The following is a 13072-nucleotide window of genomic DNA, read 5'->3' as shown; positions in this document are numbered from 1 at the left end:
ATAAAGAGTTCCTGTACCGCCATACTGTCAGCGCAGTGCGGTATCGAAAGGTGCAATCTCTAAGATTGCATGGGTCGCAAAGATTCCCCCACCATAGCTCTTAGCTTGGTGGTGGGAGTATGTCAAACCTTAAAATTTAGTGCGATAGAATAAAAATTTTCCATTCACACTATTGAAAAATAGTGAAGTCCCTCCATTCATATAGGCAATTGATAATTTTACTCAGTATGAACGGAGAGACTGATGAGCGAACAACAATCTCAAAAACATAGCTTCCAAGCGGAAGTGGCTCAGTTACTGCATTTAGTAACACATTCTTTATATTCAAATCCTGAAATTTTCCTTCGTGAGTTGGTATCAAACGCATCTGATGCCTGCGATAAATTACGTTTTGAAGGGATTAACCATCCTGAATATTATGAAAATGATCCAGATTTACATGTGCGTATTCATTTAAATAAAGAGCAGAAGACAATTACCATTTCGGATAATGGTATTGGTATGACACAACAAGAAGCGATTGATCATTTGGGTACGATTGCTAAGTCTGGCACTAAAGATTTTATGTCGAAGCTTACGGGTGATCAAAAGTCAGATGCACAATTGATTGGTCAATTTGGTGTGGGCTTCTATTCAGGTTTTATTGTTGCTGAAAAAATTACAGTGGAATCACGTCGTGCTGGGGTAAATGCCGCTGAAGGGGTACGTTGGGTTAGTAATGGTACAGGTGAGTTTGATGTAGAGCCAATTGATAAGGCTTCACGTGGAACCGACATCATTTTGCATTTACGCGAGGATGCTTTAGATTATTTAGATCGTTACAAAGTTAAGCAGATTATTAATAAATACTCTGATCATATTAGTTTGCCAATTGAGATGCAGAAAGAAGTTTGGCAACAAGAGGAAGCTGCCGAAGGCGAAGAAGCAAAACCTGGTCAATATGTACTGACGGATGAGTGGGAAGCGATTAACTCAGCAAGTGCATTATGGACGCGTAATAAAAATGAGATCAGTGAAGAACAATATACTGAGTTTTATAAAAACCTGAGCCATGATTTTGAAGCCCCGCTTGCATGGACACACAACCGTGTAGAGGGAAGTACGGAATATACACAGTTACTTTATATTCCATCTCGCGCACCAAGCAATATTTTCACACGTGAAGCTAAAGCAGGAATTAAGCTGTATGTGAAACGTGTATTTATCATGGATGATACGGATAATTTGATTCCAAATTATTTACGTTTTGTTCAAGGTGTGGTTGATAGCGCAGACTTACCACTTAATGTAAGCCGTGAATTATTACAAGAAAGTCGCGACGTTAAAACGATTCGTGAAGGTAACGCCCGCCGTATTTTAACGGTGCTAGATGGTTTGGCGAAATCTGAAGATGTTGCTGATCAAGAAAAGTTTGCAAAATTCTACGCTGAGTTTGGTTCAGTCTTAAAAGAAGGCTTAGGCGAAGACATGGCGAATCGTGAGCGTATTCTAAAATTATTACGCTTTGCTTCGTCAAATAATGATGAAGTGAAAACATCATTTGCAGACTATAAAGCCAATATGAAAGAAGGCCAAAAGGCAATTTACTATGTGACTGCTGATAGTTTAAATGCTGCGAAAAACTCACCACAACTTGAATTGTTCAAGAAAAAAGGTATCGAAGTGCTGCTCATGACTGAACGAGTGGATGAGTGGGCGATGGAATTTGTTTTTGAGTTTGATGGAACACCATTACAGAATGTATCGAAAGGTGCAGTTGATTTGGGTGATCTACAAGATGCTGAAGAGAAGAAAGCACTTGAGGAAGCTGCTGAGCAGTTTAAACCTGTTGTTGAAAAACTGTCGGATGCGTTAAAAGATAAGACCTCTGAAGTGCGTGTAACAACACGTTTAGTGGACTCTCCTGCGTGTTTGGTGGTGGCTGAGGGTGAGTTATCACCGCAACTGGTCCGTATGCTAAAACAAGCAGGACAAGCGGTTCCCGAGTCAAAACCAGTCTTGGAAATCAATCCATCCCATCCGTTGGTACAAAAATTAGAAAGTTCGGTGCAGTTTGATGACTTAGCAAATGTTATTTTTGATCAGGCGTTGATTGCTGAAGGCAGTTTACCCGAAGATCCTGCCCAATACATTAAACGGATTAACAGCTTATTGCTGAAGTAACGGTAGATATGAAATGAACCTCCTTCGGGAGGTTTTTTATTTGGTTTTTCGATAGAGCACATGAATAAAAACGTCCATGTTTTAATCTTTTAAATAGATTAAAAATAAATAATTAATCTATAATAACGATCATTAAGTATTGGGAATCTTAAGATGAAAATTTTAGTGATCGCTGCAATGGGCTCGCTGCTCTCTATGGGTCTCATGCAATCTGCTCAGGCAGATAGCGCTAAGCAAAAAATGGTGCGTAATGACCGTGTGCAGGTTTCAAAACAAATCGCACAATATGATATTAATCCTTTTGTAGATAGTCGCCGTGTGATACGAAATGATCGTGTTCAGTATAGTTTTCCTAAAGTGAAAAAAGTCGCTGAAAAACAGCCGAGTATTGTACGTAATGATCGTGTACGTGTGATTAAGAAAAATTGAAGCTGAGTTATTTAAAAAAAACCCATCCTGTCGAGATGGGCTTTTTATTCGCTGTGAAATAGCGGGTTCTAGAACAAGGCTTCAAGGCGCACTAAGGCGCCCACAAAGTGGCTTTTATCGTCACGATGGTTGTTGAGGTAGTTGAGATCACCTTGGATATAAAACCATTCGCGCAGAAAGGGCTGTCGCCATGATACATAGGGTCCCCAACTGTTTAAACGCAGTTGATCGTTATTGTAAAAACCACCTGTATATAGGCCGTAGTTGAATCGGTTACCTTTAAAAAATTGGTGTTGGCGGTAACTGAAGTTATCCCATTTCAGATCATCATCCTGTGCATCTGCATAGGTCAGGTTGAATTGGTTTGAGATAAAGGGTTGGCCTGGACGAGCATGGGTTAATTCTAAATTGGTTCTTAGATAATTTTCACTATCGATACCATAACGATAAATTTGTTCGGCTAAAAAACTGTAATCATTGTCGAGTTGCCATTTTTTAGCTGCTTTTAAGCGGACATATAGGTCATCACCAGAACGTAAACCGAGATCAACGTCAGTTTCGAAGGGCAGTCGATCTGAAATTTCTGACCAACGTAACGCGAGCGAACTGTTATCTTCACGGGTTTGCTTATTGTCATAATTTTTATCACTACGCCCCGCAGGGTTTTCATTGGTAATCGCGGCATTATTTTCAAGCTCATTATCCAAAGAGTCATCACCAAACACGACGCTTAACTTTTTCTCCAAGGTCGGGAGTCTAATTTTTCCTCGTATACGTGGCTTAATTTCGTAACCGTCATGCTTATCCCAACTGTTATCTAAAATGACCCGTAGGGTTGCATTGGCAGGCTTTTCTGGCTCACTTTGCCCAAACCAGTTATCCATGCGAACGGCAGTTCGATCTGCCCAATTTCGGACTTTCTTCTGTTGTCGATCGGTCCAGCTATTATTTTCCGTTTGTTCTGTTGTCGGAACAATGGGGTGATCTGATTGTTCAGGTAAGAAGGTCGGTGTTGTATCAATCCAACGTGGAATTTGATCTAAAAAATCATAGGTCTTTGGCATGATATACGGTGAACTTTGCTCGGTTGCAGGCACATCCTGCGAATGTTCACCCTCAGTTTCATTGACGACAGCATCAGTTTCATTGGCCCAAGCAACTTGATACATCAAGCTCATTGATGCGGAAAAAAGCAAAGTCCGAATAAAGTACTGTTGTTTTTTATGCATATGTTTTGGCTCTATTTAATTATCATCTGAGTATCCTGCATCTGTAGTTTTGTTATTTTTATCGGATAAATGCAAGCCAAACTACAAAATAAATGCAATTAATCTTCGGTCATTTGCTTAAGTGCTTGATAAAGCGAAATCACATCAATGGGTTGAGGCAATTGTTGGATCACATTTTGGATGCTTTGCCAATTTAAACCTTGCTGTCGATGGAGGATCAAATAGGGAAGGGCTTGTTCAGTACGCGATAGAGTCAGGCGTTTTTGACCGTGGATTAAACGTATTTTTTGACGTTCTTGTAATAATAACAGCGGGGTATGTAGCGTCGGTTCAGGTTCATCAAAATGAATGAATTTTTGCGTATGAATTAACTGTGCCGGGATAAATGGATAATAGTCGTTTTGCGACCAAATCATTTCAGCATGCTGAGACTGTTGATAGAGCTGATCAGGTGCAGCACAGAGTTGCTCTAGATTGTCCCATGTCATGACTTTAATCGCAGCAAGTTCATGTTGATGTTGTTGGCAAAACAGCTGAGAGAGTCGAATGGCTTCCATTTGCGTTTGAGCACCAAACAACAAGAGATATTTGATGAAGCGACCTTCGGTATTGATTTGCTCTGCTAAATACAGTGGCTGGTTTTTCCAATCTGTACCATCTGTCGTATGCAATAGAACATCAAGTTGCGTTGTGAGTTCAGGCTGATCTATAAACTGCAATTCATACAAGGCCAATTGCGCATCGATGTTTTGCAGCGTTTGAACGCGAGCGGCATATTGAGCGATTTGAACCTGTTCAGGAAGTTCAACGCCTGCCATTGTCGAGTTGAGATGTTCCTCCGATGGCGCATGTGTTGGCTGCTCAATTAGAACAAGAGGAACGGTATCAGGTGCAGAAAGCTCCGGTTTATTTGTATTTGAGTTATCAAGCAACGTATCCGCTTCATTGATTTGCTTATCGCAATGATCTAGATCGACAGAACCGTCTTTATTTATCGCTTCAATTGGCAGTAGGTCGTCCACACTTGCGGCAACACAGCTTGGCGCTGTAATGATTTCATCCTTTAGGCGTAAGGTATGTAGACTTAGATCGGTATCACTGATTAAACATTTATATAGCTGTTGTTGTTCAATTAACCAATCATAGCATTCGTTAAAATTGCCCCATTCACTGAGTAAAGCCGTGCGCTGTTTGGCTGGAATCATCCACACTTGCCAACCTAATTCATGGTCATGCAGCAAGGCCCAACCCATCTCTGGATATTGATATAAAGCATTTTCAAGTGCAGCATCATGGTTAAAATAGCCACGAAATAACAATGAATATGGCGTTTGTTTGGAAAATTCAGTGGCAGCCATTTGTGGCTTAGTTAATGCACGATAACTTAATATTTGCTTTTGAAAAATCGGTTCATCGCATAAGGCAAAAATTTCATGAATCCGACGTTTAGAAAGCGCAGTTTCATAAAAACTCAAAGCACGATGTTCAAGTTGATGGGTCAGTACATGGATTTCTTTTATTAATTGTACTTTGTCTTGTAAATTCATTTGTCCACTTCCTAAAGGACTTTTTGTGCTTTTTCTAAATATTTAGCCAATACAATATTGGTTGCAAGTTCTACTAATTTATATTCAGCCGAATTCGGGTTTCGATATGTATTGGCCAATTCAATCAGGTGCTCAATATCTATGACCTGCGGTGAAATTTTTCCTTGTATCAGTGCCTGAAGTTCTTGCATAGGACAATGTAAATTTAAAAATAAAGAAGTCGATTAGTTCATTTGATTATAGAGATTTCATTAAAAAAACATGGAAATAAATGTCAGCTTCTACAAATTAAGCGTTAAATATGACAATTAATGCGCATTTTGTTTAAAAATAATACCAAATCATTAGCTTAAAGATAGGTTTTGCAAAAGATATAGCGGTATGGTTTGATCAATTTTTTTGAAGTCATCATCAGCGATCGAGCGCTTTTAGATGTTCATTTTTAATGTTAAGTAAAGAATAAAGCCCAAAGTAAAGGCACATAAAATAAAAAACCGATGGTGGGAGCCATCGGTTTTTTATGGAAAAATCAGCTAAAAATTATGCTTTTTTTTCTGTGTTTGTTACAACTTTAGTTGTATTTGCAGCAGGTGCTTTGTTATCTGCATTGGCAGTTTCAGCAGTCACAGCTTTTTTTACTGGAAAATCTGGTACATAAACGATTTGTGCAGAAACAGTTGCAGAAAGCGCCATCACAGCAACAGCCATAGCATATTTGATTGCGTTCATTTGTGTATTCCTATCAATCATTAGTGACTCAAAAAATGAGTCAGGGAGAAAATTAATCACTTGAATTTATGTGAAAATAATATCAAAAAATAATCAATTAAAAATGATCGATTCGGCAACGCAAGATAAACGGTATGAATTAATATTTATATAAAACAATCCATTAGAGTTATTGCTCTAGAGAGCTTTTGGTGGCTGAGTGACAGCGTTGTATCACTCAGATAAAGATGAAAAATCTATGAATGTTTGGCACATTTCTTTTCATAGACTTTGCCTGCGATACCACCAATAATGGCACCGCTGATCGTGCCAAAAACGGGCAAAATACTGCCTGCAACAGCACCGATCGCAGCACCTTTGACGGTCGGAGAAAAACGCGAGAGAAAGCTATTCTTCCCTGTTTGCGACTCGTTGGCGGTTGCTTGAGGGGTTGTATTGGTAGATAGATCGGTTTCAGCAGAAGTTACTTGAGGTTCAATTGTCATGACATTACTCCCGAGCATGATCATTAGAAGAATGAAGCTTTTAGCCTAATCGGAAGCGACCGCAGCTTAAACAGAAAGCATGTAATAAATGATGGTCAGTTTGTAATCCCTCGAAGTGGAATTCACTCCTGTGTAAGACATGTAATATTTTGCTGTTTTGATGTTTAAAAAATAACCAAAATAAGCGACTTAATCATATGATGAAGATTCAAAATCATAACAATGAGGATAAATACAATGTCTGTTGCTAAAGTCGTTGAAGTAAATGCAAGTAGCACAAAAAGTTTTGAAGATGCAATTCAAACGGGAATTAATAAAGTCACTGAAACTGTGAAAAACGTTCAGGGTGCATGGATTAATGAACAAAAAGTCGTGGTGAAAGACAATAAAATTGCAGAATATCGAGTGAACTTAAAAATCAGCTTCTTGGTGGAATAAGTTTCATTTTATTGATGTTAAAAACTGATCATAAAAAATCCCCGAAGTTCGGGGATTTTTGTTTGAACACGCTGAATTATTTTTCAGGCGTTTCACAGCTTTCATCATTACATACAGGTGTAGGAGCAAGTTCAGGAAGTTCCGCAGCTTTGTCCATCACTTGTTTAAACACGTCTTTCGGTTGAGCGCCAGCTAAAGCAATGCGTTGCTCAAATACAAAGAACGGTACACCCGTAACTTTAAGTTGATCGCGTGCTACTTCTTCGTCGTATTTGACGAAATCAGCAAATTCATCTGAGTCTAATAAGTCATCGACTTCAACAGGGTTTAGACCAATACGAGATGCAACGTCTTCTAAGGTTTCACGTTCACCAATGGCCAAGCCTTGCGTCATATAGCTATAGAAGAAAGTTTCTTTGGCTTCACTACCGAGACCTTTGCTTTGTGCAAGATGAATCAAGCGGTGCGCGTTGAAAGTATTGCCTGAATTGGCTTTTTGCCAGTTAAATTCAATACCTTCAGCTTTTGCCATTTCGGCAATATTGCGCTGCATTTCCTCTACTTCTTCAATACTACGGCCATATTTTTGAGCCAGACGTTCAGTATTGGAAATTTCTAGGCGAGCGGGCGCATCTGCATCAAGTTGATAGCTATGCCAAAACACTTCAAGTTCTACACCCGATTCTTCGGCAGCAGCTTCAAGGCGTTTTTTCGCAATATAACAAAATGGGCAAACCACGTCTGACCAGATATCTACACGCATGGGAAATCTCTTTTCTATATTCTGGGAAAATGATGGGGGCAAATCCTAAAATTTAAAGCCAAGCAATGCAATCCATTTTTGTTTCGATGGCGCAATGTCGAATTTTTTTGATGTTGATACAAGGCTTGACCGAAGATTTGTCTGGCCACTAATCCGTGATTAAACGTTTACCCAAACAAATTACCTCAACCTCTTCATAGCCCAATTGTTCATAAAAATTTTGTACGTCAATGTTGTCTTGGCGAATCAGTAATTGAAGTTTGGGGCAACCTAAAGCAATTAAGCGTTTTTCTAATTGCTGAATGAGGGCGGTAGCGACGCCATTTCGCTGAAAATGTGGATGTACGGCAAGATAATTGACCCAGCCTCGGTGTCCATCATAGCCACCCATGACAGTTGCGATTAATTGATCATCTTTGACAGCCAATAAAAATAGTTGGTCACGTTGAGCCAATTTTCGAAATATATCAATTTCAGGGTTATTCCATGGACGGGTCAGATCACACAGTTCCCAAAGTGCAATCACTTCATCTAAATCAGATTCGAGATAGGGGCGGATAATAAACATAATTTTTGTTTTAGCATGTATTTTGACCAATTTAGATTAGTCGAGTTTTGCAGACTTGATAAGTCATATTGAAAAATAAAAGCCATAAAAAAACGCTCCGAAGAGCGTTTTTCATTTCACTGTCAATTAAGCAGTTTTCACTTCAGGTTGAGCAGCTAACATGTGGCCGTTCTCTTCGAAGTTGATGTGCCAAGACAATGCTTCACGTAGAAGGTGAGGTGTTTGACCACCTTTCGCACATGCACGGTCGAAGTAATCATTTAGCGCATCACGGTACATAGGGTGAGCACAGTTGTCGATTACTGCACGAGCACGTTCACGTGGAGCAAGACCACGTAAGTCAGCAAGACCTTGTTCAGTAACTAAGATGTCAACGTCGTGTTCAGCATGGTCAATGTGAGAAGCAAATGGAACAACAGAAGAAATGTCGCCGCCTTTTGCAATTGATTTAGTCACGAAGATCGCCAAGTGTGCATTACGTGCGAAGTCACCTGAACCACCGATACCGTTCATCATTTTTGTACCGCAAACGTGAGTTGAGTTCACGTTACCGTAGATATCAAACTCAAGCGCTGTGTTGATACCGATAATACCTAAACGACGTACAAGTTCTGGGTGGTTCGAAATTTCTTGTGGGCGTAATACAAGTTTGTCTTTGTATTGTTCAAGGTTATTAAATACTTTTTCGCCATATTTAGCAGAAAGCGTAATTGAAGAACCTGAAGCAAATTTCATTTTGCCTGCGTCGATCAATTCAAATGTACAGTCTTGAAGTACTTCAGAGTACATGATCAAGTCTTCAAAGTTAGAATCTTTAAGACCAGTCAATACTGCGTTTGCAATTGAACCGATACCTGCTTGTAATGGACCAAGGTTTTTCGGTAAACGGCCTTCTTCTACTTCTTTTTCAAAGAAAGCGATCAGGTGGTTAGCAATACCTTGAGTTTCATCATCAGGTGCAGTCACTGTAGATGGAGAGTCATGCAATTCGTTGTTAAATACGATACCTACGATTTTTGAAGGATCGATGTTGATTGCATGTGTACCAATACGTTCGTCAACATGAGTCAATGGAATCGCTTGACGTGTTGGACGATATGTTGGGATATAAATATCGTGTAAGCCTTCGAATGCTGGGCTTAAGTTGGTGTTGATTTCAACAATCACTTTTTCAGCAAAAATTGCGAAGCTTGCAGAGTTACCTACAGAAGTTGTAGGGATGATGCCACCATCTTCAGTGATCGCAACAGCTTCAATAATTGCCACATCAGGCTTTTTAAGCTGAAGGTTACGCATTTGTTCAACTGTTTCAGACAAATGCTGATCGATGAACATCACTTCGCCTTTGTTGATGGCTTTACGTAATGTATTGTCTACTTGGAACGGTAAACGACGAGCAAGAACACCTGCTTCAGTCAATTTTTTGTCCAAATCGTTACCCAAGCTCGCGCCAGTAATTAGGGTAATTTTAAGAGGATTAGCATGAGCCTGTTGAACCAACGCTAAAGGTACAGCTTTCGCTTCACCTGCGCGTGTGAAACCACTCATACCTACCGTCATACCATCCTGAATGAATTCAGCAGCTTTTTCTGCGCTGATAACTTTGTCGTGAAGGGCAGCTAAACGGATGCGATCTAAAGACATCATATACTCTCGTGAAATTCTCAAAACTGATACGGATTGTACCGATCAAAAAAGCCATTTTGCATACCTGTTAGGCTAAGGTCTAATTTTTTGAAAAAATGTGGGTATAAGATTTTATTATGTTTTTTAAACCACTGAATAATAAAGTTAAAAATATCAATGGTTAAAGCTTAAACAAAACTGTTCGTTGCTTTTTTGAACGCTTGTTAAAAGCGTTCAGTTAAACTTTGCTTAATTTTTTCCAATGGACTGTTGTTTAATATTTCATCATTTTCGAGTTTTTGCAGTGGTAAAGAAATGATCGCTTCGAGTCCACCTTCTGCTCGATTGTGAATTGAAAGTTGACCTTCGTGAATATCCACAATACGTTTTACAATGGCTAAACCGAGGCCACTGCCTTGAATGGTACGTGCATCATTACCGCGTACAAAAGGTTGCATCAGGTCTTCAATTTGGTCTTCAGGAATTCCTTCGCCATTATCGGCAACGCGAATTTGAATATGGTCGCCTTCATATTCGGTAGACAGTTCAATCGGCTCGGCACCATAGCGTTTTGAATTATTGATTAAATTGCCAATCAGCCGTTTTAACGATAGGCTGCGTGCTTGAATAACGGGCAAGTCTTGAGGTTCAAAGCGAATATCTAAAGGTTTAAATTGAATCACTAATTCCTGCAATAGCGCATTTAAATCAGTATCTTGCGGAACTTCATCTGAACCGTCACGCATATACGAAATGAACTGATTCAGAATCGCATCCATGTCTTCAACATCGTAAATCAAACCTTCTTTTAAAAAGTCATCATCAGGCATCATTTCTGCACTGAGTCGAATACGGGTCAGCGGAGTACGTAAATCGTGGGAAATACCGGCCAACATGATGCGACGATCACGTTCAGTTTGTTCCAGCGTGTAGACCATGTGGTTAAAGGCTTGGTTTACTTCACGGATTTCTTGCGGCCCATGGTTGGTTTCTAAATAAGGGGCAGTGCCGTGTTTACTGTAGTTGTTGGCCGCATCTTGTAAACGTTTTAGCGGACGGTTGAGCTGACGAACCAAGGTTAAGATAATGATGCCAGCAATCAGCGGAATACCCAATAACCAGCCTAAAATCAGCTCTGCGCTATAGTTGGCATAGGTTTTTAAAGGCTCGCGAACCCAGTTGCCATTCATTTCTGGAGTTTGAATCCAGATGCGTGGGTCAGGTTTAAATTGGAAATACACGGTCGCATTATCAATGCGCATTTCTTTGGCCAGTTTCTTTTCAATTTGATTGGTAAAGAACTCTGCAATGACTTTGTCTTTGACATTGGGGAATTCTTTCGGATCGGTCACATATTCGATCCCGACACGGTTGCGCATCCAGTCGTCGACATCCACTTCGGCATTGTTATGAAAAATCCGTAAATCAGGATTGTTAATGATTTCAAGCTCGACCGCGAGGTAACGAGCATGTTGTTGAATTTCGGGTAAATAGAGTGTGCGCCAAAAGAACCATAAGGACATAAACAGGCTAAAAAACACCACAAATAAGACCAATACGGTGGTCCGCATGGCTGCAGAGCGGGGTTTGATTTTATCGAGGAAGCGTTCCCAAGGTGTCCGTTTTTTTTCGGAGTAGGTAACGTAGTCGGTAAATTCCTGTGGGTCGATGGGTTCGAGTTTCACGCTATATCCCTAGAGTAAATTTTAGAGTGTGAGATCAATTAACCCTGTTGGATACGCGTTCAGGTCATACGCAACTGTTCGAGGCAGGAAGCATGGAATAGATTATGTTTCTGCGATGATTCTGATATGAAGCAGAAATGAGACGAGTTTTGCGTATGACAATGGTTTTGCTTACTTTTGCCGAAACAAAAGTAAGGCGAACCACAGGTTATTGGATAAATTCAAAATTCAATGAAAAGACTCCGCCTAATGAACGGCGGAATTTTTTATTACTATTTATTTGGCTTATTCAGCACCATCTGGAACAAAGACATAACCCACGCCCCAAACAGTTTGGATATAGCGTGCACGTGCTGGGTTTTCTTCAACCAAACGACGTAGGCGAGAAACCTGAACGTCAATTGAACGTTCCATCGCGCCCCATTCACGACCACGAGCAAGATTCATTAACTTGTCGCGTGTCAGTGGTTCACGCGGGTGTTGAACTAATGCTTTGAGTACGGCAAATTCACCTGTCGTCAATGTGACGACTTGACCTTCACGGGTTAAGGTACGTGTAGATAGGTCGAGTGACCAAGGACCAAAAGACACCACTTCCATTTGTTGGCTTGGTGCGCCAGGTACTTCACGCACTTGGCGACGTAGTACCGCACGAATACGAGCTAATAGCTCATTCGGGTTAAATGGTTTTGGTAAATAGTCATCTGCACCGGCTTCAAGTCCTGCAATACGGTCTGAATCGCTACCACGAGCGGTCAGCATAATGATTGGGGTATCGATGCTAGATTGGCGCAGACGGCGACAAATACTCAAGCCATCTTCAACAGGCAACATAAAGTCGAGCACAATCAGGGAAAAGAGTTCCCGCTGCAACAGACGATCCATCTGAGTCGCATCATGTGCGGTTTTGACCACAAAACCTTTATCTTCTAGGAAGCGTTGTAAGAGGGTGCGTAGACGCACATCATCATCGACAACCAGAATGCGTTCGACTCGGTCGGTTTCGGCTTGTACGGCATCTGTTTTTTCAGCAGGTACAACTAAACTCATGACGTGCTCCTTATTCTTTATTGTCATCGTAAACAAAAAGTCGATTTCACTTGAGTATACGATTCATTTATATAAATTTACTATGCTCTAAAGCAACAAATATTGCAGTTAAAATCAAGACATAGATACCAAATGTATACATGTTGTTCGAATCAGTTTGCTTGTCTAAGTCTCGCTAATTTGCTGTTTCATAGTCAGTTTCGTAAAAAAATGTGTATTTGAGATGAATTGGCTAGGACTTACGCACTATTATTTAAAGATTCTCTGTGGTAGCAGATGATTTTTATCGAGAATAAAGTCATCAATGAAGCTTTTGATAATTGGTCTAAATAATTTCTTCTGCCAACGATATACATTTTC

13 protein-coding genes and 1 pseudogene are annotated in these 13072 nt (G+C 40.2%); 3 read left to right on the top strand and 11 right to left on the bottom strand.

What is annotated here, in order from left to right:
• The first annotated feature begins 243 nt into the window (after positions 1 to 243).
• Together htpG and FTU05_RS15960 are read left to right on the top strand one after the other, a co-directional pair.
• Entirely contained in the window at positions 244 to 2163 is a 1920-nt protein-coding gene (htpG, locus tag FTU05_RS15965; RefSeq protein WP_180166011.1) for a molecular chaperone HtpG, read from the top strand.
• Between the two features lie 153 nt (positions 2164 to 2316).
• Entirely contained in the window at positions 2317 to 2592 is a 276-nt protein-coding gene (locus tag FTU05_RS15960) for a hypothetical protein (protein ID WP_180007052.1), read from the top strand.
• A gap of 68 nt (positions 2593 to 2660) precedes the next feature.
• Here the strand turns inward: FTU05_RS15960 and FTU05_RS15955 are convergent, their stop codons facing one another.
• From FTU05_RS15955 to FTU05_RS15935, 5 genes are all read right to left on the bottom strand, one after another.
• Positions 2661 to 3821, bottom strand: a complete 1161-nt coding sequence (locus tag FTU05_RS15955; RefSeq protein WP_180107104.1) for a hypothetical protein — start codon at positions 3819 to 3821, stop codon at positions 2661 to 2663.
• A gap of 98 nt (positions 3822 to 3919) precedes the next feature.
• Complete coding sequence (locus FTU05_RS15950) at positions 3920 to 5368, bottom strand: hypothetical protein (RefSeq protein ID WP_180107102.1); 1449 nt, start codon at positions 5366 to 5368, stop codon at positions 3920 to 3922.
• An 11-nt stretch (positions 5369 to 5379) separates the two neighbouring features.
• Positions 5380 to 5559: a hypothetical protein gene (locus FTU05_RS15945; RefSeq protein WP_180007056.1), complete on the bottom strand. Its 180-nt coding sequence runs from the start codon at positions 5557 to 5559 to the stop codon at positions 5380 to 5382.
• 349 nt (positions 5560 to 5908) lie between these two features.
• Positions 5909 to 6097 carry a hypothetical protein gene (locus FTU05_RS15940; RefSeq protein WP_180166009.1) on the bottom strand — a complete coding sequence of 63 codons (189 nt, stop codon included), beginning with the start codon at positions 6095 to 6097 and terminating at the stop codon, positions 5909 to 5911.
• A gap of 236 nt (positions 6098 to 6333) precedes the next feature.
• Positions 6334 to 6582, bottom strand: a complete 249-nt coding sequence (locus tag FTU05_RS15935) for a glycine zipper domain-containing protein (RefSeq protein ID WP_218950844.1) — start codon at positions 6580 to 6582, stop codon at positions 6334 to 6336.
• 237 nt (positions 6583 to 6819) lie between these two features.
• Between FTU05_RS15935 and FTU05_RS15930 the strand changes: the two genes are divergently transcribed.
• Positions 6820 to 7020, top strand: a complete 201-nt coding sequence (locus FTU05_RS15930; protein ID WP_067761311.1) for a dodecin family protein — start codon at positions 6820 to 6822, stop codon at positions 7018 to 7020.
• A 76-nt stretch (positions 7021 to 7096) separates the two neighbouring features.
• Here FTU05_RS15930 and FTU05_RS15925 read toward each other — a convergent pair whose 3' ends face one another.
• The 6 genes and pseudogenes from FTU05_RS15925 to FTU05_RS15900 form a co-directional block, all read right to left on the bottom strand.
• On the bottom strand, positions 7097 to 7783 hold the full coding sequence (locus tag FTU05_RS15925; RefSeq protein ID WP_180166007.1) for a DsbA family protein: 687 nt from the start codon (positions 7781 to 7783) through the stop codon (positions 7097 to 7099).
• A gap of 148 nt (positions 7784 to 7931) precedes the next feature.
• Positions 7932 to 8351, bottom strand: a complete 420-nt coding sequence (locus tag FTU05_RS15920) for a GNAT family acetyltransferase (RefSeq protein WP_168377983.1) — start codon at positions 8349 to 8351, stop codon at positions 7932 to 7934.
• Positions 8352 to 8477: 126 nt separating this feature from the next.
• Complete coding sequence (locus FTU05_RS15915) at positions 8478 to 9995, bottom strand: acetyl-CoA hydrolase/transferase family protein (RefSeq protein WP_168378000.1); 1518 nt, start codon at positions 9993 to 9995, stop codon at positions 8478 to 8480.
• A 206-nt stretch (positions 9996 to 10201) separates the two neighbouring features.
• Positions 10202 to 11662 (bottom strand): ATP-binding protein, encoded by a 1461-nt coding sequence (locus FTU05_RS15910; RefSeq protein ID WP_168377982.1) that lies wholly within the window; start codon positions 11660 to 11662, stop codon positions 10202 to 10204.
• A gap of 285 nt (positions 11663 to 11947) precedes the next feature.
• Positions 11948 to 12712, bottom strand: a complete 765-nt coding sequence (gene ompR, locus FTU05_RS15905) for a two-component system response regulator OmpR (RefSeq protein WP_078189809.1) — start codon at positions 12710 to 12712, stop codon at positions 11948 to 11950.
• Between the two features lie 249 nt (positions 12713 to 12961).
• Positions 12962 to 13072 (bottom strand): annotated as a pseudogene (locus FTU05_RS15900) (IS701 family transposase); the annotation flags it as partial.

This window comes from Acinetobacter sp. YH12049 (genome assembly GCF_013419875.1).
Taxonomy (GTDB): domain Bacteria; phylum Pseudomonadota; class Gammaproteobacteria; order Pseudomonadales; family Moraxellaceae; genus Acinetobacter; species Acinetobacter amyesii.
The sequence above is the reverse complement of the archived record's forward strand: the minus strand, read 5'-3'. Positions and strand labels throughout refer to the sequence as shown.